This is a genomic window from Aeromonas simiae, assembly GCF_014892695.1.
Classification (GTDB): Bacteria; Pseudomonadota; Gammaproteobacteria; order Enterobacterales; family Aeromonadaceae; genus Aeromonas; species Aeromonas simiae.
On record NZ_CP040449.1, the window covers coordinates 491,011 to 516,865 of the forward strand.

The following is a 25,855-nucleotide window of genomic DNA, read 5'->3' on the forward strand; positions in this document are numbered from 1 at the left end:
GAACAATTATTCTGTTTGTCAACGACAAGGAGAACGCTATGTCAGTGCAGGTGACACGTGAAGTGTTTGATGAAGTGATGGTTCCCAACTATGCACCGGCCAAGATCATCCCGGTGCGTGGTGCAGGCTCACGTGTCTGGGATCAGGAAGGTCGCGAATATGTGGATTTCGCCGCCGGTATCGCCGTCAGCGGCCTCGGCCATTGCCATCCCAAGCTGGTGGAAGCCCTCAAGACTCAGGGCGAGCAGCTTTGGCATCTCTCCAATGTGATGACCAACGAGCCGGCGCTGCGCCTGGCCAAGAAGCTGGTGGCCGCCACCTTCGCCGAGAAGATCTACTTCTGCAACTCCGGCGCCGAAGCCAACGAGGCGGCCCTCAAACTGGCTCGTCGCTACGCCATCGACACCTACGGTGCCCACAAGACCCAGATCATCGCCTTCACCCAGGCGTTCCACGGTCGTACCTTCTTCACCGTCAGCGTGGGGGGGCAGGCGTGTTATTCCGATGGTTTCGGCCCCAAGCCGGGCGACATTACCCATGTGCCCTATAACGATCTGGCCGCGCTTGAGGCGGTGATCTCCGACAACACCTGCGCCGTGGTGATGGAGCCGCTGCAAGGGGAGGGGGGCATCATCAGCCCGACCGACGAGTTCGCCAAGGGGGTTCGTGCCCTGTGTGACAAACACAAGGCGCTGCTGGTGTTTGACGAAGTGCAGTCCGGCATGGGGCGTACCGGCGAGCTGTTTGCCTATATGGGGCTCGGTGTCACCCCTGACATCCTCACCAGCGCCAAGGCGCTCGGGGGCGGCTTCCCAATCGGCGCCATGCTGACCACCACCGCCATCGCCGCCCACTTCAAGGTGGGAACCCATGGCTCCACCTATGGCGGTAACCCGCTCGCTTGCGCCGTGGCCGAGGCCGTGCTCGACATCATCAATACCCCCCAGGTGTTGGCCGGCGTCAAGCAGCGCGAACAACTGATACGGCAAGGGCTGGAGGCGATCAACGCCAAGTATCACTGCTTTAGCGAGGTGCGTGGCAAGGGGCTGTTGCTCGGCGCCGTGCTCAACGAAGATTTCAAGGGCCGCTCTCGCGACTTCCTGCTGGCCGCCATCGATCAAGGCTTGCTGGTTCTGGTGGCGGGAGCCAGCGTAGTGCGCTTTGCGCCTTCGCTTATCGTGCCTGAAGAGGATATCCGTGAAGGGTTGGCCCGCTTCGAGAAGGCGGTAGCCCAGGTCGTCGGCGCCTGATCCTGAATTGAGGCGGGGAGCCACTCCTGGCAGGAGCCGGGAGCCCCGCCTGTCGTCAATCAAGGGAGTTGTCATTCATGTTGGTTATTCGTCCCATCGAGCAGCGCGACTTCGCAGGACTCAAAACCTGCGCCATTGAATCCGGCACCGGCATGACCTCGTTACCGGTCAACGACGAGCTGCTACAGCGCAAGATAGACGCCTCCACCCAGACTTTTTCCGATAAGCCCGCCGGCAAGGGAGAGTGCCTCTACTTCTTCGTCGCCGAGGATCTCGAAACCGGAGAGATGGTGGGCACCAGCGCCATCGACGCGGCAGTCGGCCTCTCTCAACCCTTTTACAACTACCACATCGGCAAGGTGGTGCACTCCTCGCCCAAACTCGGCATCTATAACGTGGTCGAGACCCTGACCCTCTCCAACGACTACACGGGGAGCACCGAGATCTGCACCCTGTTTCTACGTGAGTGCGCCCGCGAGGGGCTCAATGGCCGGCTGCTCTCCAAGCACCGTTTCCTGTTCCTGGCCGAGCACCCTGAGCTGTTTGATAACACCATTTTTGCCGAGATGCGCGGCGTCTCGGATCAGAACGGCCACAGCCCTTTCTACGAGTGGTTGCAGACCCACTTCTTCTCCCTCGACTTTCCGACCGTGGATTATTTGACCGGGATCGGCAAGAAGCGCTTCATCGCCGAGTTGATGCCCAAGTACCCCATCTACGTGAACCTGCTCTCCGACGCGGCGCGCGCCGTCATCGGCAAGACCCACGAGAAGACCCGGCCCGCCATCAGGATGCTGCACAACGAGGGATTCGTGAATCGTGGCTACGTCGACATCTTTGACGCCGGCCCCGCCGTCGAGTGCGAGCTGCACAATATCCGCAGCGTGCGCCGCAGCCGGCGGCTGACGGTCCAGGTGGGCGATCCCATCGGTGGGCATACCTTCCTCATCTGCAATACCCGTTTCGGCCAGTACCGCGCCTGTTATGGCTCCATCGGCGTCAACCCAGAGACCCATGAGGCGATCCTACCGGCCAAGATGGCCGCCGCCCTCAAGGTGCAAGACGGTGACACGGTGCGGGCTGTTGAGCTCGAGTGACTGCGATGGGCGGGGCCGCAGGCCCCGCCTTCCCTCAGGAGACATGGAATGAACGTACAGTTGATCGATGGCCAGTGGCTGGCCGGTGAAGGAACAGAATTCGTCTCGGTCGATCCGGCCAAGAATCGGGTGATCTGGCGCGGTCAGGCCGCCAGTGCCGCCCAGGTGGACGCTGCGGTTAAGGCGGCGCGCGCCGCCTTCTACCACTGGGGCGATCGTCCGCTCGAGGAGCGGGTGGCGATTGCCACCCGTTTCGCCGAGCTGCTCGGTGAGCACAAGGAGGCGTTGGCCATGACCATCGCCAGCGAGACCGGCAAGCCCCTGTGGGAGACCCGCACCGAGGTGGCGGCCATGCAGGGCAAGGTGGCCATCTCCATCCGCGCCCACGACGAGCGCACCGGCACCGTCGAAAACCCCATGCCGGGCGCCAGGGCCTTTGTCCGCCACAAGCCCCACGGGGTGGTGGCGGTGTTCGGCCCCTATAACTTCCCCGGCCATCTGCCCAACGGCCACATAGTGCCGGCTCTGATTGCCGGCAACACGGTCGTGTTCAAGCCCTCCGAGCTGACCCCGCTGGTGGCCGAGGCGACCCTCAAGATCTGGCAGGAGGCCGGCCTGCCGGCCGGCGTCATCAACCTGGTGCAGGGGGAGGTCGACACCGGCAAGGCGCTGGCCGGCCACCCCGGCATCGACGGGCTGTTCTTCACCGGCTCGTCGCGCACCGGCCATCTGCTGCACCAGCAGTACGCCGGCCAGCCGGGCAAGATCCTGGCCCTCGAGATGGGCGGCAACAACCCGCTTATCGTCAAGGGGGTGAGCGACATCGACGGCGCCGTGCATGCCATCGTGCAGTCGGCCTTTGTCACCTCGGGCCAGCGCTGCACCTGCTCGCGCCGTCTGTTCATCGAGGAGGGGGCGCGGGGCGATGCCCTGCTCAAGCGGCTGCTGGAGGTGGTCGCCCAGATCAAGGTCGGCCATTACGATGATGAGGCGCAGCCCTTTATGGGCGCCATGATCAGCGAGAAGGCGGCGCTTGGCATGGTGGCGGCCCAGCAGCATCTCAAGAGTTTGGGCGGCGTGCCCCTGCTCGAACTCAAGCATCTGGAAGCGGGCACCGGCTTTGTCTCCCCCGGCCTCATCGACGTGACGACGGTGGCATCCCTGCCGGATGAGGAGTATTTCGGCCCGCTGCTTCAAGTGATCCGCTACACCGACTTCGATGCCGCCATCGATATGGGCAACGCCACCAGCTTCGGCCTCTCGGCTGGGTTGCTGGGGGATAGCGAAGCGGACTGGCAGCACTTTTTCAAGCGCATCCGGGCCGGCATCGTCAACTGGAACAAGCCGATCACCGGGGCCTCCAGCGCCGCCCCGTTTGGCGGCATCGGTGCGTCGGGCAACCACCGCGCCAGCGCCTACTATGCGGCGGATTACTGCGCCTATCCGGTCGCCTCGGTCGAGGACGGCAAGGCCACCTTGCCGGATCAGCTGTCCCCCGGCCTGCATTTCTGAAGATGATCAGGGGCGCCCCAAGCCGGCGCCCCGGTTTGTACCCCGCAAGCAAAGGAAGAGAGAGATGCAAAAGGATATCGAGAGCCTGTTCGGCCATCTGTGGGAGAGCTACATCAAGGTGACACCGAGCGCCCATCAGGTACACGCCCTGCTCGGTGGCGGTGAGCCCATCGTCAATGATCACGTGGCATTTCGCACCTTCAACCTGCCCAAGGTGGGGCTGGAGAAGCTGGCCGCCCACTTCCGGGCGCTGGGCTATGAGGAGAAGGGGCAGTATGTGTTCAAGGCCAAGAAGCTTTATGCCAAGCACTTCGAACACCGCGATCCAGATGCCCCCAAGGTATTTATCAGCGAACTGAAGGTGGAGGAGCTGTCGCCTCAGGCGCAGGCCATCATTCACTCCCTGGTGGCGCAGATGCCGGATCACCTGACCGACTCCCCGGTGTTTCTCTACACCGGCGCCCCCTGGCTTATCTCCCATGGCGACTACCAGACCCTGCTTGCCGAGAGTGAGTATGCCGCCTGGCTGGCGGCCTGGGGCTACCGTGCCAACCACTTCACCGTCAGCATCAACCGGTTGCCCGGTTTTGACACCATCCAGGCGGTCAATGCCGCCCTGAAGCAGGCCGGTTTCGTGCTTAACACGGTCGGCGGCGAGGTGAAGGGGGACCCCCAAGTGATGCTGGAGCAGTCCGCCACCATGGCTGACAAGGCCGAGGTGGCCTTCAGTGATGGGGTAAGGCGCATCCCGAGCTGTTTCTACGAGTTCGCCCTGCGCTACCCGCAGGCCGACGGCACCCTCTATCCGGGCTTCGTTGAAGCCTCGGCCGACAAGATTTTCGAATCCACCAACGTCATGTGATGCCGGGTGCCCCGTCGCGGGGCGCCCCTCTTTGCTCGTTCACGCCACAATCTTTACGCCTCCTTGACGGTGCCGCTGTGCGCCTTTCGCTACCATGGCGACGCCACCCAGATGGCCTAGACAAAGTGCACCAGGATTCAGAACCATTCACTCTCTGCGAGGAGTCGCATCATGAAGATTGCATTGCCCCTGCTCATGTCCCTCTGCGCCTTTGGTGCGGTTGCCGCTGAGGCGACGCGCCCCACGCCACCGGACGATCTGCCCCAAATATCGGCCGAGATGAAGGCGGCCTTCAACGCTTGCAAGGAGAGCGGCAGACCGGGCGGTGAGGACTTTGACAGCTGCATGGCGAGCAAGGGATTTGCCAAGCCAGAGGGGCGGGGCGAGCCGCCGGCCGACGAGAACCAGGCGGGGGCCGGCGAGTCGGTGGAGTGAAAAGGAGCGGCGAGGCCGCTCCTTTTTTGTCGATAGGACGGAAGCTTAAGCCGGGAATTGCAGCTCACCCTGGCAGGCCAGCACGGTGGCCATGCCAGCGGCGCGGCCGGCTTGCAGACCTATCTCGGTATCTTCGAAGACCAGGCAGCGCGCCGGGTTGGCGCCGAGCTGCTCGGCCACCTGAAGAAAGGTGTCGGGATTGGGCTTGTGGTGCTCCACGTCATCGGCGCTCACCAAGGCCCCCATGTAGTCGGCCAGACCCGTCTGGCGCAGGATCTGCTCGGCGTGCTGGCGTGACGAGCCGGTGCCAACCCCCATGGGGCGTTTGCCATGCTGGCTCTTGACCAGCTCCCACATCTGGGGATAGACCTGCACCTGGTCGATGTTGGCCACATAGAGCGCCACCTTGCGGCGGGTAAAGGCGTCCAGATCGATGTCGAGGCCGTGCTCGGCGGCCAGCAGGGCGACGATTTTGCGGGTCGGAATGCCGCCCATGGCATTGAGGCGGGCGCGATCGAAGGGGAGGCCAAATTCGGCGGCGGTCTGCTCCCAGGCATCCAGATGCAGGGGCATGGAGTCCACCAGGGTGCCATCGAGATCGAAAATCAGGGCGTCGTACTGCTCCAACACGGCAAATCCTCACTGGGGTGATTGAGGGCCCTACCATAGCAGAAAGCTGCTGGGTCGGCTGCCCTGTGGTGAGCCTGCCAATATCCATTTTCAGATCTAAAGAATGCTTTTTTATTCTTTGTTGTTATTCATAGCGAGGGGTAGGCTGCCCAAAAACCTGTCCATGGAAGAAGTGAGCTATGTCTTTGAAGGGTATCTCTCCCCTGTCGGATGAGCAGCAGCAGCAGCTCTCCCAGGTGCTATCCGGCCTCAACGTCCAGCAGCTGGCCTGGGTTAGTGGCTACCTCTACGGCCTCTCTCAGGGCGGCGTCGCACCCGCAGCGGCGGCCCCGGCTGCCGCGTCCGGCTCCCTGACCATCCTCTACGGCTCCCAGACCGGTAACGCTAAAGGCGTCGCCGAGAGCTTACGCAAGCTGGCGGCCGACAAGGGGATCTCGGTCAGCGTGACCGCCATGTCCGACTACAAGCCTAAGCAGCTCAAGAAGGAGAGCCACCTGCTGGTGGTGGTGAGCACCTATGGCGAGGGCGAGCCGCCCGAGAGCGCGGTGGATCTGCACGAGCAGCTGAAAAAGGGCAAGCTCGGCAAGCTCGACGGCCTCAAGTTCGCCGTACTCGGGCTGGGGGATAGCTCCTATGAATTCTTCTGCCAGACGGCCAAGGACTTCGACACCTTCCTCGCCAAGGCCGGCGGGGAGCGAGTGGTGGAAAGTGCCCTGCTCGACGTGGATTATCAGGCGGCAGCTGCGAGCTGGGGCGAGCAGGCGCTCACTTCACTGGCGGCAACTTTGGGGGGGGCGGCCACAGCCTGCGTGGCGGGCAGCGTCGCTCAGGCAGTCGGCCACAGCCAGTTCGGCAAGGAGAACCCCTTCCCGGCCAGGCTGTCGGTGAATCAGAAAATCACCGGCCGGGATTCCACCAAGGATATCCGCCACATCGAGATCAGTCTGGAGGCGTCCGGCCTCCACTATCAGCCGGGCGATGCCCTCGGGGTCTGGTTTGACAACGACACGGCGCTAGTGGATGAAGTGCTGGCCCTGGCCGCGCTTTCCGGTGACGAAGCCACGGCCCACGGCACCTTGCGCGCCGCACTGACCCGCCACTTTGAGCTGACCCGGCTGCACGGCGGCTTTATCACAGGGCTTGCTGATATATCGGGCAATGCGGCGCTCCAAGATCTGGCGGGCGACAAGGCCCAGATCAACGCCCTGGTGGCCTCTGCCCAAGTGGTGGATGTACTCAAGCGCTTCCCTACCGCACTCACGGCCGAGCAGCTGATCGGGCTGCTGCGCCCGCTTACTCCGCGCCTCTATTCCATCGCCTCCGCCCAGAGCGAGGTGGAGGATGAAGTGCACCTCACCGTCGGCGTGGTGCGCTACCCGCAGCAAGATGGCACGCTGCGCTCTGGCGCGGCCTCTTCCTATTTGGCCGACCGACTGGAGGAGGGGGCCGAGGTGCGGGTGTTCGTCGAGCACAACGACAACTTCCGCCTGCCGGCGAACCCCGACACCCCGATCATCATGGTGGGGCCGGGCACAGGTATCGCTCCGTTTCGCGCCTTTATGCAGGAGCGGGAGGCCCAAGGGGCACAGGGCAAGAACTGGCTCTTTTTCGGCAACCCCCACTTTACTCAGGACTTCCTCTATCAGGTGGAGTGGCAGCGCTATGTGAAGAGCGGGCTGCTCAGCCAGATCTCGCTGGCCTTCAGCCGCGATCAGGCCGAGAAGATCTACGTGCAGGATCGGCTGCGCGAGGCGGGCCAGGAGATCTATCAGTGGCTGGAAGCGGGCGCTCACTTCTACGTCTGCGGCGATGCTAACAAGATGGCCAAGGATGTGCAGGAGGCCCTGCTGGAGGTGATTGCCAAGCACGGTCACAAGAGCCGTGAGGAAGCAGAAGAGTATTTGAGCGAACTGCGTCGTGCCAAACGTTATCAAAGGGATGTCTACTGATGAGCAAGCAAACCGTTCCCGGCCCGGTGGAAGGGCCGCTCTCCGACAACGAGCGCCTCAAGCGCGAGAGCCACTTCCTGCGCGGCACCATAGAGCAGGATCTGCAAGATCCCCTGACTGGCGGCTTCAACGGCGACAACTTCCAGCTGATCCGCTTTCACGGCATGTACCAGCAGGATGACCGCGACATCCGTCCCGAGCGCGCCGCCCAGAAACTGGAGCCGCTGCACAACGTCATGTTGCGCGCCCGTCTGCCGGGGGGGATCATCACCCCGGCCCAGTGGCTGGTGATCGATCAGTTCGCCGAGCAGAGCTCCCTCTATGGCAGCATCCGCCTCACCACCCGTCAGACCTTCCAGTTTCACGGGGTGCTCAAGCGCGACATTAAAGGGATGCATCAGCTGCTCAACAGCACCGGCATCGACAGCATCGCCACCGCCGGCGATGTGAACCGCAACGTGCTGTGCACCAGCAACCCGGTGGAGTCCGAGCTGCATCAGGAGGCCTACGAGTGGGCCAAGAAAATCTCCGAGCACCTGCTGCCTAAGACCCGCGCCTACGTGGAGATTTGGCTCGATGGCGAGAAGCAGGGGCAAGATGAGGAGCCGATCCTGGGCTCGACCTACCTGCCGCGTAAATTCAAGACCACGGTCGTGATCCCGCCCCACAACGATGTGGATATTCACGCCAACGATCTGAACTTCGTGGCAATTGCAGAAAACGGCAAGCTGGTGGGCTTCAACGTATTGGTGGGCGGTGGGCTCGCCATGACCCACGGCGACACCAGCACCTACCCACGCAAGGCGAGCGACTTTGGTTTCATCCCGCTCTCCCACGTGCTGGAGGTGGCGGCAGCCGTGGTGACCACCCAGCGCGACTGGGGCAACCGGGTCAATCGCAAGAATGCCAAGACCAAGTACACGCTCGAACGTGTTGGCGTCGACGCCTTCAAGGCCGAGGTGGAGCGCCGCGCTGGAATTCAATTTGGCGAGGTGCGCCCCTATGAGTTCACCAGCCGCGGCGATCGCTTCGGCTGGGTGGAAGGGGTGGATGGCAAGCACCACCTCACCCTGTTTATCGAGAACGGCCGCCTGCTCGACTTCCCGGGCAAGCCGCTCAAGAGCGGGATGCGCGAGATCGCCAAGGTACATCAGGGGGATTTTCGCCTCACCGCCAACCAGAACCTGATCATCGCCGGCGTTCCGGCCAGCGAGAAGGCCCGCATCGAGGCGCTGGCGCGCCAGTATGGCCTCATCGACGATGGGGTGAGCGAGCAGCGCAAGCAGTCGATGGCATGTGTCTCCCTGCCCACCTGCCCGCTGGCGATGGCCGAGGCCGAGCGCATGCTGCCGGCCTTTGTCAGCGAGATCGAGGGGTTGCTGGCCAAGCACGGTCTGGCCGAGGACGCCATCATCTTCCGGGTTACCGGCTGCCCCAACGGCTGCGGCCGCGCCATGCTGGCGGAAGTGGGGCTGGTGGGTAAGGCGCCGGGTCGCTACAACCTGCACCTGGGGGGGAATCTCGAGGGGACGCGCATCCCGCGTATGTACCGGGAGAACATCACTGAGGCGCAGATCTTAAGCGAACTTGATGGTCTCATCGGCCGCTGGGCCCGCGAGCGGGAGCCGGGCGAAGGCTTCGGTGATTTTGTTATCCGCGCTGCGGTTGTGGCCCCCGTCATCAACTCGGCCGTCGATTTCTACGCCGCTTGAGGCAGGAGAGAAGCATGACACTCGATCTCGACCACCTGCTCACCCTGACTCGGGATGAGCAGATTGAGGCCCTGGCTCCCCACAACCGGGAGCTGGATCAGATGAGCGCCCCCGAGCGGGTGCGCTGGGCACTGGCACACTTGCCGGGGACCCCTATCCTGTCGTCGAGCTTTGGCATCCAGGCAGCCCTGATGCTGCATTTGGTGAGCCGTGAGCGCCCCGATATCCCAGTGGTGCTCACCGATACCGGTTATTTGTTCCCGGAAACCTATCGCTTCATCGATGAGCTGACCGAGCGCCTCGACCTCAACCTGAAAATCTATCGGGCCGAACTCAGCCCCGCTTGGCAGGAGGCGCGCTTTGGCAAACTGTGGGAGCAAGGGGTGGAGGGGATCACCCGCTACAACCAGCTCAACAAGGTTGAGCCGATGGAGCGCGCCCTGCATGATCTCGGTGCCTGCTCTTGGTTTTCGGGTCTGCGCCGGGAGCAGTCGGGCAGTCGTCAGGGGCTGCCGGTGTTGGCCATCCAGCGTGGCCGCTTCAAGTTCCTGCCGGTCATCGACTGGAGCAACAAGGACGTACACTACTACCTCAAGGAGTTCGATCTTCCTTATCACCCCTTGTGGGAGCAGGGGTATCTCTCGGTGGGGGATACTCACACCACCACCAAGTGGGAGCCGGGCATGAGTGAGGAGCAGACCCGCTTTTTTGGCCTCAAGCGTGAGTGTGGCCTGCATGAAGAGGGTAATGAACAGGATGGCTCGGGGATCTGAGTCACAACAGGGGCCATAAGGCCCCTTTTTCATCACCGCTTGCGGTCGAACCGCGTTTCAATTTGGTTGCGCGCCCGCGGTGGCCCACACAGGCGTGGCAACCAGAACAGAGTAAAGGCCGTACCGCCAACCCGATTCCCCAGCCCAGCATGGGCTCGACGGCCCAGATATCGCAGCGAGCTGCTGAGCAGATTGATGCCAAAGAGGGCGGCAATCACCACTACATGGGTGATGAGATGGCCACAGAAATCCCGCAGCGCCTGGACATACTCCATCGCCCCCCTCTTCATGGCTGATGCCAGTCGTGCTTCCTTGTTCCGATGTGGATGGCATGGTGTTCCCCTGCCGTTGCTTGAATGCGATCTCACATATGGCCGCCAGGGCTTGGAGGGACTCGAGCCCCAGCGCCAGACCTCGCTCGATGTATTGCACAGTGAGTACGTCCAGGCCGCTTAGGGTCGGAGCAGCTCTTGCGATCAGCCGCGCTGCCATCTCAATTTCTTGGCAAGCACTCAAGGCTCTTTGGGTCAAATGACTGGGGCAAAGGTAACTAACGTCAGGGGGACGACTTAAGTCCTGATGGTATGCCGACATCCCTTTAAAAACATAATCTTACTTATATTTTCATATGTAATAATCAGTGAGGGGGGATCATAATATTCTATCAATATCGTCTTTCTGTGACAGAAAATGTCGCCGCATTCGTTTTTTTTAGTAAGTATGTGTGCATTAATGCCTTATTAAGGTTTTTGTGATTAATGTGATTCTCCTTAGGAAGGAGGCTCGGACATGCATGAAAATAAACGGCCTAGTTCGCACTATTTATTGACAAAAATATTTATGGTCTTGGCTGTTGTTATCCCCTTGGTCAGCCTCGGTATAACTCTGATTAACTATCGCAATAATGTGCAGGTAAAACTGGACGGTTTCAGGCAGATGCTGCAAACGCTGGATGCCACGTACCTGTATAAGCTGGTTCATGAAAATGAGCGCCAACTGGAGGTGTTGGGTAACACGCTGGACAGGGAGGCCCTGGTCAGAGGCGGCTCGGCCATCAGTTCAAGCTGGAGGGCTGCTCATCGCATCAAGATGGACGAGCACTTCATCTATTTCTACCATCTCGGCTCCGGTCGTTTAGAGAGTTATCCCCAATGGGTGCCTCCCCTGGGTTTTGAGCCCGAGCAGCGCCCTTGGTATGCGTTGCTGAAAGAAGAGGGAAAACAGCAAGGGTGGGTGGGGCCATACACCCAATATGGTTCTGAGAACAGGGTGCTGACCCTGGTAAGAAGGATCGACGCTTCGAATGGCCACCCGCTTGGCGTATTGATGGCTGACTTACCTCTGGATGGGGTGCAGCAGTCGCTGGAGCGGGCACTGGGGAGTCAGGTGGGGAGCCTCTACCTGACGGACACAGGGCGTAACCGCATGATTGCCGCCGTACATCCCGAGTGGTTACGGGGGCTCACCGGCGATGAAATTGACTGTGAAGAGACCCTGAGCTGGCTTTACCACGGGGTAGCGCTGACCCATCGACTCTCCTATGTCGGTTGGGAGCTGGGCATCTATTTACCTCCTCACCTGTTTCGTCAGGTGTTGATGGAAGTGCTGGCTCTGGTGCTATTGCCTGCGTTGCTACTGCTCTTAGTGGTGGGATTGGGGCTGCGCTCTTTGCTGCGAATCTTTCAGCTTGAAATCGGTATGGTGCAGGAGCGGTTGTGCACCTTAGGGGAGCGACGTGGGGAACATGCTCACCGTGATAACTGGTTTGTGGGTAAAAGCCTGGGCACCTTGGAGGAACTGGAGATCAGTTATCAGGAGCACAAGCAGGCACTGCGGATCGATGCGCTGACCGGCATCTTCAACCGGCGCGCCTTCGACGAGGACAGGTTTAAGCTGGCCCAGCACAATGAGCCGTTTTCTATGGTGCTCATTGATGTGGACCATTTTAAACAGATCAATGACAACTTCGGCCATCAGTTTGGCGATATGGTGCTGCGCCGCATTGGTGGTGTGCTGGAGCGAAATCTGGGCTTCACCCATGTCTATCGCATCGGGGGGGACGAATTTGCAGCCTTGCTGTTGTCCGAGCGTTCAAAAATTGAAGAGCAGTTGGCCCAACTGCAACGGGAGACCCGCGCCCAGCGCTGGCGAGAGGGAGAGTGCCGGGTCTCCTTGAGCATGGGGGTGGCCATGAATGGTCTGGGAAATTGCCAACAGTTCGAGCGGGCCGATGAGGCGCTTTATCGTAGTAAGGCGGCGGGTCGCAATTGCTGGCACTTTGCAGAATAACAAGAGGAGGCGATAAGCCTCCTCTTGTTATTCTGCTTGCTTCATGGGCGCGCTGCGCTGCGTGCCCGGCTCAGCCACTGCTCGACTAAGGTCTGGTGGGCGGCCAGCCAGGCATCGGCGTGGCGCGCCACGTCAGCCGGCGCGCTTTGACCTTGCCGCATCAGGGCGTTCTGGGCGTTGATGTCGGCCAGAGGCAACTGCATCTGGGCGAACAAGGCGGCGGCAGCCGGGTTGGCCTCGGCAAAGGCCTTATTGGCGACAATGTGCATTTGGTTGACTTGGAAACCGTAGTTCTTGCCATTGGGCAGGCGGGTATCGATGGCGGCGTCATCCGGTTGTGCCGAGAAGGGCACCTCCAGCCACACCACATCACGTCCCGGCACCATTTCGGCGCTGACCCAGTAGGGGGTCCAAGTGTAGTAAAGCACCGGCTTGCCACTGTGATAGCGGGCCAGGGTATCGGCGATAATGGCTGCGTAGTTGCCCTGGTTGTGGTGCACCGTCTGGGTCAGACCAAAGGCCTCGAGCTGGTGGTTGATCACTCGCTCACAGCCCCAGCCGGGGTTGCAGCCGGCCAGATCCGCCAGCCCATCCCCGTCGCTGTCAAACAGGGCGGCGATCTTGGGATCTTTGAGCTGCGCTAGGTTGTGAATGCCGTAGTGCTCGGCGGTGGGTTTGTCGATGAGATAGCCCTGAGCGGCCCCATTCACATAGGTCCCCTGACGGTAGAAGCGCCGATCGCCACCGGCTTTCTCATACTTGTCGTCGTGCAGCGGTGACCAGTTGTAGGCAAGGAAGCTGCCATCACCGGCGGCGACCGTGGTATAGCCCACGTTGTAATCCACCTCTTTGGCCTCGGCGACCTCATAGCCGAGTCGCGTCAGCAGCTTGCTCACCAGTTGGGTCTGAAAGCTCTCTTCCGGCAGCGAGCTTTGAATGGGTTGTACCTTGACGCCGGCTCCGGGCAAGGTCTCGTCGGCCAGTGCGTGGCCGGCCAGCAGCAGGGAGCCCAGCAGCAGGCTCGCGGTTATCTTCTTCATACTTCTACTCCTTGGTGTCGAGCGGGATGGGCTTTGTGGCTCAGTCGGCGCAGCAGGGCGGCCGGGCCTCGGCTGCGCCAGCTCCCTTGCTGGCGCGGGTTGCGTCCCAGCGCCTGGGTGAGGCGATCGAGCACAATAGCCAGCAGCACGATGCCGACTCCGCCGATGGCGGCCATCCCCATATCCAGCCGGCCTATGCCGCGCAGCACCTGCTGACCCAGTCCGCCGACGGCGATCATCGAGGCGATCACCACCATGGAGAGCGACAGCATCAGGCACTGATTCACCCCGGCCATGAGGGTGGGCATGGCGAGCGGCAGTTGCACCTTGAACAGCAGTTGGCGTGGGTTGGCGCCAAACGAGTGGGCCGCTTCGACCAAGTCGGCCGGCACCTGGCGGATACCGAGCATGGTCAGGCGCACCAGGGGCGGCAGGGCGAAGATGATGGTCACCACCACGCCCGGCACGTTGCCGATGCCAAACAGCATCACGATCGGGATCAGGTAGACGAAGGCCGGCGTGGTTTGCATCGCGTCGAGCAAGGGCTGTACCCAGCGGCCGGCGCGCTCGCTTCTGGCCAGCAGGATGCCGAGCGGCAGCCCGATGAGTAGGCAGAAAAAGAGCGAGGTGAGCACCAGGGCCAGGGTCACCATGGCGTCGGACCAGGCACCGATGAGGCCGATCCCGGTCAGGGCGGCCAGGATGCCGATGGCCATGGGGCCGCTCACCCACTGCCAGGCCAGCAGGCCGAGTGTCGCGATCATCAGGGTGGCGGGAATCGCCTGCAATCCCTTGATCATGCCACCGAGGATCGCCTCAACCGGCGCTCTGACCAGCAGGAACAGCGGTCGGCCATGCTCGACCAAGGCGGCGATGCCCTGTTCAGCCCAGCGATCCAGCGGCAGGCGGGCCTGCTCGAAGGGGCGCAGCAGATCCAGCGGTTTCGCCGGCTCCGGCGCGGCGATCTGCTGGGTCCACTCGGCGACAGGGGCTGCCTCGGGAGCGCTGCCCCACGGATCCTCGTTGTGCTGAGTGGCGGCCAAAGGCGCATCCGCCGCCGTGACATAAGGGGGAAAGAGGGTCAGAGCCAGCCCCACGATCAGGGTCAGCAGGGTCAGTGTTCTCAGCATGATGGGCTACTCCTGTCGAGGGTGTTGAGCAGGGTGGATTTGGAGATGAGACCCACATAGGTGCCATCCTGCTCCACCACCGGCATCTGGCACGGGGATTGGGCCACCTGGCCTATCAGCTCCCCGAGCGGGGTGTCCGCCGGGATCGGCTGTACATCGCCGAGCAGCGCCTGCTCCAACCCCCGTTTCTCACGTACCGCATCACACAGTGAATCGACCGAGACAACCCCGACGAAGCGGCGATTGCGCTCGACCACGTAACCAAACTCCCGCTCCTGCTCGCGCAACTGGCGCAATGCGTTGGCCGGGCCGTCGTTGCCCTTGCGTAGCAGCGGTAGCTGGCGCCGGCTGGCGATATCGCGAGCACAGAAGACGTGGGCCGGATCGACCCCGCGAAAGAAGGTGCGCACATAGTCGTTGGCAGGCTGGCTTAGGATCTCGTCCGGTGTGCCCACTTGTAGTACCTGGCCATCTTGCATGATGGCGATGCGATCGCCGATGCGCATCGCCTCGTCCAGATCGTGAGAGATGAAGACGATGGTGCGGCGCTGCTCCCCTTGTAGGCGGATCAGCTCATCTTGCATCTCGGTGCGGATCAGGGGATCGAGTGCCGAGAACGCCTCGTCCATCAGCAGGATATCGGGATCGCTGGCCAGGGCGCGGGCCAGACCGACCCGTTGCTTCATACCGCCGGAGAGGGCATCGGGGTAGCTGTCGACCCAGTTGGCCAGCCCTACCTGGGCCAGGGCGAGACGGGCGGCGGCGTGACGCTCCTGTGCCGGGACGCCGGCCAGTGCGAGGCCGAAGGCCGCGTTGTCCAGCACTGTCAGATGCGGCATCAGGGCGAAAGACTGAAAGACCATGCTGATCTTGCTTCTGCGCACCTGTCTCAATGCCGCATCTGACATTGCCGTGATGTTCTCGCCATCGATCAGCACCTCGCCACGGGTCGGCTCAATTAAGCGGTTGAGCAGGCGCACCAAGGTGGATTTACCGGAGCCGGAGAGGCCCATGATGACGAAGATCTCCCCCTCCTCGATGCGGAGGTTGACCTCTTGTACTCCGAGAGTGAGCCCGGTACGGGCCTGGATGGTTTGGCGATCGGCGCCCTGTTCAAGCAGGGCAAAGGCGGCGGAGGGGTCCTCCTTACCGAAAATTTTGTAGAGATGTCGGGTTTCCAGTTTTGCGGTCATTCGGTTCCTTTTGGGTAATGAAGAGGGATGCCTAGAAGGGCATTGCTTTCTACTCTAACTATTTTAAGTGTCATTTTCAAAATTAATTGCGAGAGAAAGGGGTGGGTTTATACGATTGCTTGCTGTTTTTACTGGTTTTTTTATTTTTCAGAGGGGGGTTCGGAGTGGGTTGTTGTTTTGTGTAGAAAGTATTTTTGAATCGACATAAAAAAGCCGGTCATGGACCGGCCCTGACGTGAGTCGGCTCCCGTTACAGGCTCTGCATCACCTCGGCGGCGATGGAAAACGAGCGTTTGCGAGCGCAGTGATCGGTGATGGGGCCGTTGAACATCAGCTCGTCGGCCTGGGTCTCGGCCAGCAGCGCCTGAATGCGGTGGCGGATCTGCTCAGGATTGCCGACCAAGGAGCGGGAGAGGGTGCGCTCCATCGCCAGCAGCTCATGGGCACCATAGCCTTCCAGCTCGGCGACCGGATGAGGTAGCTCCCCGGCCTCGCCGCGTAGAAGACGCAGGAATTGCTGTTGCAACGTGGTGAAGAGGTGGTGCGCCGTGGCGTTGTCGTCGGCCGCGATCAGATTGACGCACACCAGGGCATGGGGTTTTGGCCAGCGCGCCGAGGGGCGGTACTGGCTACGGTATAGCTCCAGCGCTTGCAGCAGCATGGCCGGTGCGAAGTGGGAGGCAAAGCCAAACGGCAACCCCATGGCGGCGGCGAGTTGGGCGCCATAGAGGCTGGAGCCGAGCAGCCAGACCGGCACGTCGAGGCCGCGTCCCGGCACCGCCTGCACTGGGCCGGGCTGCGTACCGAAGTAACCGATGAGCTCGGCCACGTCCTGTGGAAAGCTGTCGACCCCCTGCTCCTTGTGGCGACGCAGAGCGCGCATGGTGGTCTGATCGGTGCCAGGGGCACGGCCAAGGCCGAGATCGATGCGATCGCCAAACAGAGAGGCGAGGGTACCAAACTGCTCGGCCACCACCAGTGGCGCGTGGTTGGGCAGCATGACCCCGCCGGCACCGAGCCGGATGCGCGAGGTGGCGTGACCGAGGTGGCACAGCAGCACCGCGGTGGCGGCACTGGCGATCCCTGGCATGTTGTGGTGTTCGGCCAGCCAGTAGCGGGTGTAACCGAGCGCTTCGGCATGCTGCGCCAGATCCAGGGAGTGGCGAAACGCCTCGGCCGGACTCGAGCCTTGGGCGACGGGAACCAGATCGAGCAGGGAGTAAGGGATGCTCATGAAGGACTCCAGCAGGAGGGAGGAGGGCCCACTCTAGCAACCCTGCCAGACCCTGGCGAGTGATCAGGATCCCGGGATCTGTTGCTCGCGCTGCCCTTCCAGCTCCTTGGCCAGAAAGTAGTTGAGGAAGGTGCGGATGATGGCGATCACCGCCAGCCGGATCAGCTCCTCCTGGCTGGGCGCTATGGTGGTGGCCAGGATGTCGGCGGCCAGTTGGAACTCGAGCGCCAGGATGAGCCAGCTACCAAAGCAGAGGCGAATGCGGGAAAAACCGGGTGAGGTGTCCCGCTCGCGCAGCACCAACCGGGCGGTCTGGAGCACCCCGACGGCGACGCAGGCAACCGAGACGAGTTCGAGGATAAATTGCAGCAGCTCCACGCCGTGCAGCATGGCCTGTTTCCATTGGGTGATATCCAGCCATTCGAGCATAAGCATCTCCTTAAGATGGGGCATAGAGTTATTAACACATTGATTTGTAAAGGCCAAGTGACGCGTCAGCGCATACCGAGGTGGCGAGAGGGCCTATGTAGGGCTCTTTTGGGTTAACCCAGCCGATGGCCCGGTGCCACGCAGTGGGGGCGCGGCCTGCGCCCGCCACGACCTCGTTCGTGCGGCAGGAACCCCGGCCCGGTTACACAGGATGCGGATAAGTATGCTCTGATAAGGTGGTTTTACATGCCGCAGCGGGGGCTTTCCGGTAGAATCGACCTCCGGTTTTGACTCTGGCGAGGAGAGGGGATGACGGTTCACTTCCAGGCATTTCACAGTATCAAGGCGCTGGGCGAGAGCCAGGTGCTGCTCAACTGGTCCGGCACCAATCCGCTGGCCCGCCTCGAACAGGTGTTCCGGCCCCGCAGCGAGCATGAATTGCAGCAGCTGTTGCAGCAAGAGCCCGGACGCCGGCTGCGTCTCATCGGCTCTTCCCTCTCCTATGAACCCATCCACAGTGTCTACCAAGACCCCACCGCCTTGCTGGTGGACTTGTGCCACTTCACCGGCCGGGTCGCCTGCGATGCGCAGAGCGTGACCTACCGCGCCGGCACTCAGGTCGATACCCTCTATGCCGAGCTGGTCGCCATGGGGCGGATGCTGCCGGCGTCGCCCGGCGTCATCGGCATCCAGACCTTGGGCGGGGCGCTCAGCACCGGCACCCATGGCCAGGGACTGGGGCAATCCTCCTTGTGCGAGGCGGTGCTGGGGCTGCGGGTGATGCTGGCCAGCGGCGAGGTGATCGGGCTGGAGCGCGACGATCCCCGCTTCGGCGCCTTCGTGATGGGGCTGGGCTGCCTCGGCATCCTGCTCGAGGTGCGCCTTGCCACCGTGCCCAACCGCATCATGCGCTGCACCAAGTTCACCACCGACTACGCCTGGCTGCGCGAGCACAACGAGCGGGTCAACCGCGAGCACGCCTTCGTCAAGAGCTGGTGGTTTGCCTGGACTGGCGAGTGCCACCTGTGGGTGGTCGACCCCGCCTCCCAGGAGGAGACAGCGCGCTATCATGCCAACGGTGACGCTGTGCTCGAGCTCTCGGCCGAGCGCGACGAGCGGATGAACGCCACCATAGAGCGCACCCTCAGCAAGATGGCCCGCGACACCAAGGACGAGCAGCAGGCCGGCGAGCACTTCGAGACGGTGCGCCGCTTCAAGGACGCCTCGGATCTGGTGGGCAACGTCTATCAGATCCTCTGCAAGGGGATCCCCGCCCCCCAGATCAACTGCGAGGTGGCGGTGCCGCTGGAGCGGATGAACGAGGCGCTGGCCCTGCTCGAGCAGTGGCAGCAGGCCAACCCCGGTGTGCTGCACTATCCCTTCATCCTGCGCTGCTGCGGCCCCTCCACGGCCTGGCTGAGCCCGGCCCATGGCCGCGCCGTCTGCTGGATCGGCTTTTTGGTCTATTTGGCGGCGGACGGCTCGTTTGTCGGCGGCTCCCTTGAGCAGATGCGCGAGTTGCAGCGCCTGCTCGCCCCACTCGGCGGCCTGCCCCATTTTGGCAAGCATCTGGCGACCGATCTGTATGACTTCCCGCGCCAATTGCCGCGCTGGCACGATTTCTTGGCCCTGCGCTGCGAGCTTGATCCCCATGGGCGCTTCCTAAATCGCTGGACCCGCGACCTGTTCCAACTGGGCGAGGAGACCCCTTGATGCTGACCGATCAGAACGACCCGCGTATTCCCGTGACCCTGCTGACCGGTTTTCTCGGCAGCGGCAAGACCACCCTGCTCAACCACTGGGTGAAACAGCCGGAGCTGGGCGAGTGCGCCGTGCTCATCAACGAGTTCGGCTCGGTGGGGCTCGATCACCACCTGGTGCAGCAGATCGACGAGCAGGTGGTGCTGCTCGACTCGGGCTGCATCTGCTGCTCGGTGCAGGGCTCGCTGGTCGATGCCCTGCAAGGACTCTTCATGAAGGCGGTGCAAAAGAAGATCAAACCCTTCAAGCGCCTCATCATTGAGACCACAGGGCTGGCCGACCCGGCGCCTGTGCTGTTCACCCTGCGCGAGGAGGGGTTCATCGCCCAGCGCTACCGCTTCGACGGCACCGTCACCGTAGTCGATGCCGGCCATATCGAGGCGCAGTTGGCGGCCCAGTATGAGGCGGTGAAACAGGTGGTGCTGGCCGATCTGCTGGTGGTGAGCAAGGGGGATCTGGTCGACGAGCCGACCTTGCAGGCGGTCGAGGCGCGATTGCAGGGCCTCAATCCGGCGGCTCCGATCCGTCGGGTGGTCAACGGGGCGCTGCCAGCCAGCGAGCTAGAGCGCCTTGGCGCCTACAATGCCGAGGCCGGGCGCGATGTGCGCCAACTGCTCGCCTGGCTGCGCAGCGAGGCCCCCCGCCAGGGGCTGGCCTCGCCGCTGCGTCCACAGCCGCACAAGATGCCGGTGGGGGCGGCCGGTGTTCCGCCCTTCCAACACGCCGATGTCGAGAGTTTCTCCCTGCGTATCGGTGAGCCGCTCAAGGCGGGCCGGTTGCTGGCCGCCATCGACGCGGTGCAGGCTCGCTTCGGCGACGCCATGCTGCGCCTCAAGGGGATCTTGCAACTGGAGGGGGAGAGCCAGCCTGTGGTGATCCACGGGGTACACGGCCAGCTCTATCCGTTGCAGACGCTGGGGGATTGGCCGGAAGGGCGGGCCCAGTCGCGGCTGGTGTTTATCGTGCGCGGCAGCGATCGCGCGGCCATTGAATCCCTGTTCTTGCAGACCCTTTCATCCCCTGAGCCCACGTTGGAAGAGCGGCTGCGGGCCACGCTGGGTCATCCCGATATGTAAATTCAGGAGGTGTCCATGCTGACCCCTTTCGAGCGTAAGCTTTTGCCCTGGCTGGCTGCCGTGGGTTTTTTTATGCAGGCACTGGACGCCACCATTCTCAACACGGCCCTGCCGGCGATGGCGGCCTCGCTCGGCGAGAGCCCGCTGCGCATGCAGTCGGTGATCATCGCCTACGTGCTGACGGTGGCGCTGCTTATTCCTGCCTCGGGCTGGCTGGCCGATCGCTTTGGCACCCGCCGCATCTATCTGCTGGCGATCCTGCTGTTCACCCTAGGCTCGCTGGCCTGTGCCGTGGCACCGAGCCTGCCGCTGCTGGTGGCGGCCCGGGTGCTGCAAGGGATTGGCGGTGCCTTGCTGGTGCCGGTTGGGCGGCTCGCCGTGCTGCGCATCTTTCAGGGACGCGAGCTGCTGCGCGCCATGTCATTTGTCACCATACCGGGGTTGGTGGGGCCGCTCATCGGCCCGGCCCTCGGCGGCTGGCTGGTGGAAGTGGCCTCCTGGCACTGGGTGTTTCTCATCAACCTGCCGGTGGGGCTGCTGGGGCTGCTGGTGTGCGGGCGCTTCATGCCGGATCTCTACCAGCCGACCAGCGGTTTTGACTGGAAGGGATTTGCTCTGTTCAGCCTGGGGTTGGTGCTGGCCTCCCTCGGTTTGCAAGGGATGGGGGAGCGCAGCTTCTCGGTGGGCATTTCGCTGCTGATGTTGCTGGCGGGGCTGGCGGCCATGGCCGGCTACTGGCTCTATGCGGCGCGCGCCACCCGGCCGCTCTTCTCCCTCTCGCTGTTTCACTCCTCCACCTTTGCCATCGGTATCCTCGGCAATCTGTTTGCCCGCCTCGGCAGCGGGGCCATGCCGTTTCTCACCCCTCTTTTCCTGCAACTGGGGTTGGGGTTTTCGCCGAGCGTGGCGGGCATGACCATGATCCCCACCGTACTTGGGGCCATGTTGACCAAGACGTTGGTCAACCGGCTGATCCCCATGCTCGGTTATCGTCGCATCCTGATCGGCAATACCCTGCTGTTGGGGGGGATGATGAGCGGTTTTGCCTTCATCGATGCCGGGCTGCCCTATTGGGCCCTGCTCTGCTGGTTGGGGCTGTTTGGGGCGTTCAACTCGTTGCAGTTCTCGGCGATGAACACTCTGACCCTCAAGGATCTGGGGCCGGAGCAGGCCAGTGGCGGCAACAGCCTGCTCTCGGTGGTGATGCAACTGGCCATGAGCATGGGGATCGCCATCGCAGCCAGCCTGCTCAATCTGTTTCACGGCGAGCAGGAGACCTGGTTGCCCACCTTCCACATCACCTATGTGGCGGTCGGGGTGATGTCGATGCTGGCAGCGCTGATCTTTGCCCAGTTGGGCCAGGAGGAGTGTGAGCCGACCCCGCGTCGCGATGGGTCAGCGCCGTAGTGGTGGCGTTGCGGCAAGCGCGCAGTGAGCAATAAAAACGGGAGGCCTAGCCTCCCGTTTTGCCGATCAGGGCTGCCAGTTGAACACAATGGGGCAGAGCTGCTGCGCCCCCTTGTCGTAGGCAGCCCACAGCTCGGCATAGGTGCGGCCATCGAGGGGGTGGCGCAGATCGGGAGCCAGCTCGGCCAGGGGCCAGAGCACGAAGGCGTTGGTGAGGATTTCACCGCGCGGCAGGCTGACCGGCTGCTCGCAGACGGTGTCATCATAGAGCAGCAGGTCGAGATCCAGGGTGCGTGGGGCGAACTTCTTGGCATCCAGCGCGCGGCCGTGGGCAAATTCCAGCTCGCGCAGGGCATGGGCCAGTTGGTCGAGGGGCTGCTCGGTCTCGGCGGCCGCGACCAAGTTGTAGAAGGGGCGGCCGATGAAGCCGACCGCCTCGCTTTCAAACACCCGGGAGACGGTGAGGTTGCCAAACAGGCGATAGAGGCTGTCCAGCCCGGCACGGATATGGTGCTCGCGCTCGACATTGGAGCCGAGGCTGATGTAGATGCGGGCCATTACTGTTGGGCCGGGTTTGGTGTGCGGTGGCGCAGGATCTCGACGCCGACGCCGGCCGAGTTGGGCACGGCGCCCGGTTTGGTCAGGGTCACCTTGACCCACTGTACCCGTGCATCGCTCAGGGCCAGGGTGGCGACCTGTTCGGCCATGGTCTCGACCAGCTCGACGACCGTGTTGCTCACGTGATGGGCGATCTTCTCGGAGAGGGTGGCATAATCCAGTGCCAGATGAATGTCATCAGTGGCGGCAGCGGGACGGTTGTCGAAACCGAGTTCCAGATCCAGCAGCAGCTTGCGGCGGATCCCCTTTTCCCATTCGTACACCCCGATGGTGGACAAAACCTCCAAACCGCGAATAAACACCTTGTCCATAGCACTACTTCTTCTTTAATCTTGACGTATTGTTGCGAGCAACAGGATGCAGGCACTGGCAGACCTTCTGCCGGAGGCGATAACGGCGTGAGCCGCACCGCAAACGCCCGCATCATACTCCATTCATGGCACGGTAAGAACGACCAAGATGACCGCCCTCACCTTTTTGATGATTGTTCTGGCTTATCTGGGAGGTTCCCTCTCCAGCGCCGTACTGATCTCCAGGGCGGCGGGGTTACCGGATCCGCGCGAGTTCGGCTCCCACAACCCGGGGGCCACCAACGTGATGCGATTGGGTGGCAAAGGCGCCGCCGCTGCCGTGTTGATCCTCGATATCCTTAAAGGCTTGATCCCGGTCTACCTGGCCTGGTTTTTTGACATCAAGCCGGTGTTTCTCGGCTTTATCGGCGTCGCTGCCTGCCTGGGCCACATGTACCCGGTTTTCTTCCGCTTCCGAGGAGGCAAGGGCGTCGCCACCGCTCTTGGCACCATGCTCCCTATCGGCTTCACCATGGGCGGGCTGGTGATGGTCACCTGGTTTGTGGTGCTGCTGGTGAGCGGCTACTCCTCGTTGGCCTCCATTATTACCGTGCTGCTGACCCCTGTTTTTACCTACCTGCTCAAGCCCGAATACACCCTGCCGGTGTCGCTGCTCTCCTGCCTCATCCTGATCCGCCACCATGAGAACATGGCGCGCCTGATGCGCGGTGAAGAGCCCAAGGTGTGGCGTTGTAAGCGTGAGACAGAGCCGGAAGAGTGAAGCTGAGTTAGCAAAACGCTGCCCGGTGGATAAAAAAAAGACGAACGAGATGAAAACTGAATTTTCCCGTTGACCCGCCGAGTTAAAATCCGTTTAATAGCGCCCACGCCCAGATAGCTCAGTCGGTAGAGCAGGGGATTGAAAATCCCCGTGTCGGCGGTTCGATTCCGTCTCTGGGCACCATATTTTGGTGCCATGAAATAAAAATTTGTTCATGCACAATGGTTTAAAGTGTGCCGGCTTAGCTCAGTAGGTAGAGCAACTGACTTGTAATCAGTAGGTCACCAGTTCGATTCCGGTAGCCGGCACCATTTGCCCAGATAGCTCAGTCGGTAGAGCAGGGGATTGAAAATCCCCGTGTCGGCGGTTCGATTCCGTCTCTGGGCACCACTTACAATTCCTCCGTAGTTCAGTCGGTAGAACGGCGGACTGTTAATCCGTATGTCACTGGTTCGAGTCCAGTCGGAGGAGCCATCTTCAATAAGCCCGGTCGTAAGACCGGGCTTATTTTTTTGCCTGAAAAATGGAAATTAGCCTTTATTTTAACCACTTGCCGTCGATATAAGGCTTGGGTTCAGTGACTCTCACTTAAGCTGGAATCAAGTAGTGAGCAGTAGACCCGGCCCTCTGGAGCACAGAGGAAAGGAATGGCACACAGGAGTGACATACCGCGCCGGTTCGCCAGTAAAAGGAAGTCATGGCAACCATTTCGGTATGTCAAGATGAAGGTGGTTATATGAAGCGTGTCATTGTATTTCTCTTCGGACTGAGTGGGTTATGTGGTTCGGTCGTGGCGGCAGAGGGGGGGGAGATCCACTTTCGCGGCGCCATCATCGAAGCGCCCTGTGCGGTTGAGCATGACGAAACGTCGCTCTCCATGCTTTGCTGGCGCGATCATGAGCTACAGCCGCACAGCATAGCGTGGCGTCAGTTGGAGCGCGGTGACAACACCCTGTGGCAGGCACAGATTAAGACCGAAACGCTGTCACAGGCTAATGTGAAGCGGGTGACGATCACCTATCCCTGAGACGTTCTCTGCGGTGGGATTTAAGCTGACCGCAATTCTATGGCTGTCGCCGGCCTGTTATAATCCGCCCCCTTTGCTGCGTGCGAGCGGGCGGAATAAGTTGTGGTGATGGCGACCTCTGGTCGTATTTCATGCCGCATTATCTGTTATATCCGGTCGTACTCCCCAGATGACAGGAATAACATGGATCATCAAACCCTTCCGCGCCGTCCCTCATTGGCCACTGTGTTGCTCTGGTGTGAACCCTTGCTGCTGTTGCTGGTTCTGGGTTCCCTTTTCGGTTACCTGGGCAGTCACATGGGGTTGTCGGCCATGGTCAACACCCTGTTCAATACCGCCCACCAACTGTTGCTCAACACCGTGCTCTTTATCATGGGGATCACCGTACTTTCCGGTGCCCTCAGCCAGCTGCTCAGCGAGTTTGGCGTTATCCGCCTGTTGGAGGTGCTGCTGGCGCCGTTGATGAGGCCGGTGTTTCGTTTGCCGGGGCGCACCGCGTTGGCCGCTCTCATGACCTTCTTCTCCGACAATCCGGCCGTCATCAGCCTGGCCAAGGACAGCCGTTTTCGTCGCGGCTTCACCCCCTGGCAACTGGTATCGCTCACCAACTTCGGTACCGCGTTTGGCATGGGGCTCATCGTGGTCACCTTTATGGCGACCTTGCAGCTTGGCGATGGGGGGTCAACCGTCAAGGCGGCACTGACCGGCCTGCTCGGTGCTCTGGTGGGCTCGGTCGTCTCCACCCGGTTGATGCAGCGGATGATCCGTCCCTTGGTCGGGGATACCCCTATTAATGAGGCGCCGGTAACGCAAGAGGGGATCGCGGGGCTCCAACATGAGCGCACCCCTATCTGGCTGCGGGTACTCAACGCCCTGCTCGATGGGGGCAAGTCAGGGGTTGAGCTTGGCATGGCGGTGATCCCCGGTGTGCTCATCATCAGCACCTTCGTGATGCTGCTTACCTTCGGGCCGGGGGAGAAAGGCTACAGCGGTGAGGCGTTCCAGGGGGTGGCCCTGCTGCCGGCACTGGCTGCCAAGGTGGGAGGGCTGTTTGAGCTGTTGTTCGGCTTCACCCAGCCTGAGTTGGTCGCCTTTCCGGTCACCTCCCTCGGCGCGGTGGGGGCGGCCATGTCACTGGTGCCGCCCTTTATCGCCAAGGGGTGGATTGGTGGCAATGAAATTGCCGTCTTCACCGCCATGGGGATGTGCTGGAGCGGCTTTTTGAGCACCCACACCGCCATGCTCGATGCCCTCGGCTATCGCCACCTTACCTCCCGTGCCATCGTCGCCCACTCCATCGGCGGCCTGTGTGCTGGTGTGGCGGCGCACCAGCTTTTCACTCTGTTGGGGTGAGGGGCGG

At 61.9% G+C, this 25,855-nt stretch carries 24 protein-coding genes and 4 tRNA genes; 19 read left to right on the forward strand and 9 right to left on the reverse strand.

Going from position 1 to position 25,855, the window contains the following annotated elements; genetic code table 11:
* The first annotated feature begins 38 nt into the window (after window positions 1-38).
* The 5 genes from FE240_RS02350 (at window position 39) to FE240_RS02370 (ending at window position 5,156) form a co-directional block, all read left to right on the forward strand.
* Window positions 39-1,250: an aspartate aminotransferase family protein gene (locus FE240_RS02350; RefSeq protein ID WP_193003236.1), complete on the forward strand. Its 1,212-nt coding sequence runs from the start codon at window positions 39-41 to the stop codon at window positions 1,248-1,250.
* A gap of 77 nt (window positions 1,251-1,327) precedes the next feature.
* Entirely contained in the window at window positions 1,328-2,347 is a 1,020-nt protein-coding gene (gene astA / locus FE240_RS02355) for an arginine N-succinyltransferase (RefSeq protein WP_193003237.1), read from the forward strand.
* A gap of 48 nt (window positions 2,348-2,395) precedes the next feature.
* Complete coding sequence (gene astD / locus FE240_RS02360; RefSeq protein ID WP_193003238.1) at window positions 2,396-3,859, forward strand: succinylglutamate-semialdehyde dehydrogenase; 1,464 nt, start codon at window positions 2,396-2,398, stop codon at window positions 3,857-3,859.
* A gap of 64 nt (window positions 3,860-3,923) precedes the next feature.
* Entirely contained in the window at window positions 3,924-4,721 is a 798-nt protein-coding gene (locus tag FE240_RS02365) for a DUF1338 domain-containing protein (protein WP_193003239.1), read from the forward strand.
* 171 nt (window positions 4,722-4,892) lie between these two features.
* Window positions 4,893-5,156 (forward strand): hypothetical protein, encoded by a 264-nt coding sequence (locus FE240_RS02370; protein WP_193003240.1) that lies wholly within the window; start codon window positions 4,893-4,895, stop codon window positions 5,154-5,156.
* A 45-nt stretch (window positions 5,157-5,201) separates the two neighbouring features.
* Here the strand turns inward: FE240_RS02370 and FE240_RS02375 are convergent, their stop codons facing one another.
* The gene (locus tag FE240_RS02375; protein ID WP_264293196.1) at window positions 5,202-5,729 is read right to left on the reverse strand and encodes an HAD family hydrolase; all 528 of its coding nucleotides are present in this window, start codon (window positions 5,727-5,729) and stop codon (window positions 5,202-5,204) included.
* Window positions 5,730-5,965: 236 nt separating this feature from the next.
* On the opposite strand from FE240_RS02375, the gene FE240_RS02380 reads away from it, so the two are divergent.
* From FE240_RS02380 to FE240_RS02390, 3 genes are read left to right on the forward strand one after another with little or no spacing between them, the layout of a single operon-like run.
* Window positions 5,966-7,735: an assimilatory sulfite reductase (NADPH) flavoprotein subunit gene (locus FE240_RS02380; RefSeq protein ID WP_193003242.1), complete on the forward strand. Its 1,770-nt coding sequence runs from the start codon at window positions 5,966-5,968 to the stop codon at window positions 7,733-7,735.
* Window positions 7,735-9,447, forward strand: coding sequence for an assimilatory sulfite reductase (NADPH) hemoprotein subunit (gene cysI / locus FE240_RS02385; protein ID WP_193003243.1), 1,713 nt, complete (start codon window positions 7,735-7,737; stop codon window positions 9,445-9,447). The genes FE240_RS02380 and cysI overlap by 1 nt, the downstream gene beginning before the upstream one ends.
* Before the next feature lie 14 nt (window positions 9,448-9,461).
* Window positions 9,462-10,220, forward strand: a complete 759-nt coding sequence (locus FE240_RS02390; RefSeq protein WP_193003244.1) for a phosphoadenylyl-sulfate reductase — start codon at window positions 9,462-9,464, stop codon at window positions 10,218-10,220.
* 32 nt (window positions 10,221-10,252) lie between these two features.
* Here FE240_RS02390 and FE240_RS02395 read toward each other — a convergent pair whose 3' ends face one another.
* On the reverse strand, window positions 10,253-10,495 hold the full coding sequence (locus FE240_RS02395; protein ID WP_193003245.1) for a 2TM domain-containing protein: 243 nt from the start codon (window positions 10,493-10,495) through the stop codon (window positions 10,253-10,255).
* Between the two features lie 661 nt (window positions 10,496-11,156).
* On the opposite strand from FE240_RS02395, the gene FE240_RS02400 reads away from it, so the two are divergent.
* The gene (locus FE240_RS02400) at window positions 11,157-12,509 is read left to right on the forward strand and encodes a sensor domain-containing diguanylate cyclase (RefSeq protein ID WP_226798951.1); all 1,353 of its coding nucleotides are present in this window, start codon (window positions 11,157-11,159) and stop codon (window positions 12,507-12,509) included.
* A gap of 41 nt (window positions 12,510-12,550) precedes the next feature.
* On the opposite strand, the gene proX is transcribed toward FE240_RS02400, so the two are convergent.
* The 5 genes from proX to FE240_RS02425 all read right to left on the reverse strand — a co-directional run bounded on the left by proX (window position 12,551) and on the right by FE240_RS02425 (window position 17,535).
* Window positions 12,551-13,549 carry a glycine betaine/L-proline ABC transporter substrate-binding protein ProX gene (proX, locus tag FE240_RS02405; RefSeq protein WP_193003247.1) on the reverse strand — a complete coding sequence of 333 codons (999 nt, stop codon included), beginning with the start codon at window positions 13,547-13,549 and terminating at the stop codon, window positions 12,551-12,553.
* Window positions 13,546-14,679, reverse strand: coding sequence for a glycine betaine/L-proline ABC transporter permease ProW (proW, locus tag FE240_RS02410; RefSeq protein WP_193003248.1), 1,134 nt, complete (start codon window positions 14,677-14,679; stop codon window positions 13,546-13,548). The genes proX and proW overlap by 4 nt, the downstream gene beginning before the upstream one ends.
* Entirely contained in the window at window positions 14,673-15,872 is a 1,200-nt protein-coding gene (proV, locus tag FE240_RS02415) for a glycine betaine/L-proline ABC transporter ATP-binding protein ProV (RefSeq protein WP_193003249.1), read from the reverse strand. Before proV ends, proW begins: the two co-directional genes overlap by 7 nt.
* 250 nt (window positions 15,873-16,122) lie before the next feature.
* Window positions 16,123-17,106: an LLM class flavin-dependent oxidoreductase gene (locus FE240_RS02420; protein WP_193003250.1), complete on the reverse strand. Its 984-nt coding sequence runs from the start codon at window positions 17,104-17,106 to the stop codon at window positions 16,123-16,125.
* A gap of 63 nt (window positions 17,107-17,169) precedes the next feature.
* A complete protein-coding gene (locus FE240_RS02425; protein WP_193003251.1) occupies window positions 17,170-17,535 on the reverse strand; it encodes a DUF1622 domain-containing protein in 366 nt (121 codons plus the stop codon).
* Window positions 17,536-17,844: 309 nt separating this feature from the next.
* Between FE240_RS02425 and FE240_RS02430 the strand changes: the two genes are divergently transcribed.
* The 3 genes from FE240_RS02430 to mdtD are packed head-to-tail and all read left to right on the forward strand — an operon-like array spanning window position 17,845 to window position 21,779.
* Window positions 17,845-19,248 (forward strand): D-arabinono-1,4-lactone oxidase, encoded by a 1,404-nt coding sequence (locus FE240_RS02430; protein WP_193003252.1) that lies wholly within the window; start codon window positions 17,845-17,847, stop codon window positions 19,246-19,248.
* Between the two features lie 2 nt (window positions 19,249-19,250).
* On the forward strand, window positions 19,251-20,372 hold the full coding sequence (locus tag FE240_RS02435; RefSeq protein WP_193004413.1) for a CobW family GTP-binding protein: 1,122 nt from the start codon (window positions 19,251-19,253) through the stop codon (window positions 20,370-20,372).
* A 15-nt stretch (window positions 20,373-20,387) separates the two neighbouring features.
* Complete coding sequence (gene mdtD, locus FE240_RS02440) at window positions 20,388-21,779, forward strand: multidrug transporter subunit MdtD (protein WP_193003253.1); 1,392 nt, start codon at window positions 20,388-20,390, stop codon at window positions 21,777-21,779.
* Between the two features lie 66 nt (window positions 21,780-21,845).
* Here mdtD and folK read toward each other — a convergent pair whose 3' ends face one another.
* Window positions 21,846-22,337 (reverse strand): 2-amino-4-hydroxy-6-hydroxymethyldihydropteridine diphosphokinase, encoded by a 492-nt coding sequence (folK, locus tag FE240_RS02445; RefSeq protein ID WP_193003254.1) that lies wholly within the window; start codon window positions 22,335-22,337, stop codon window positions 21,846-21,848.
* Complete coding sequence (folB, locus tag FE240_RS02450; RefSeq protein WP_193003255.1) at window positions 22,337-22,708, reverse strand: dihydroneopterin aldolase; 372 nt, start codon at window positions 22,706-22,708, stop codon at window positions 22,337-22,339. The genes folK and folB overlap by 1 nt, the downstream gene beginning before the upstream one ends.
* Window positions 22,709-22,856: 148 nt before the next feature.
* On the opposite strand from folB, the gene plsY reads away from it, so the two are divergent.
* From plsY to FE240_RS02485, 7 genes are all read left to right on the forward strand, one after another.
* Window positions 22,857-23,468, forward strand: coding sequence for a glycerol-3-phosphate 1-O-acyltransferase PlsY (gene plsY, locus FE240_RS02455; protein WP_084214860.1), 612 nt, complete (start codon window positions 22,857-22,859; stop codon window positions 23,466-23,468).
* A gap of 107 nt (window positions 23,469-23,575) precedes the next feature.
* A tRNA-Phe gene (locus FE240_RS02460) sits at window positions 23,576-23,651 on the forward strand.
* A 52-nt stretch (window positions 23,652-23,703) separates the two neighbouring features.
* Window positions 23,704-23,779, forward strand: a tRNA-Thr gene (locus FE240_RS02465).
* Window positions 23,780-23,782: 3 nt separating this feature from the next.
* Window positions 23,783-23,858: transfer RNA gene (locus FE240_RS02470), tRNA-Phe, on the forward strand.
* Window positions 23,859-23,866: 8 nt separating this feature from the next.
* Window positions 23,867-23,942: transfer RNA gene (locus FE240_RS02475), tRNA-Asn, on the forward strand.
* 262 nt (window positions 23,943-24,204) lie between these two features.
* Complete coding sequence (locus tag FE240_RS02480) at window positions 24,205-24,495, forward strand: fimbrial protein (RefSeq protein WP_193003256.1); 291 nt, start codon at window positions 24,205-24,207, stop codon at window positions 24,493-24,495.
* Window positions 24,496-24,678: 183 nt separating this feature from the next.
* Window positions 24,679-25,848 carry a CD0519/CD1768 family membrane protein gene (locus FE240_RS02485; RefSeq protein WP_193003257.1) on the forward strand — a complete coding sequence of 390 codons (1,170 nt, stop codon included), beginning with the start codon at window positions 24,679-24,681 and terminating at the stop codon, window positions 25,846-25,848.
* Window positions 25,849-25,855: the final 7 nt, after the last annotated feature.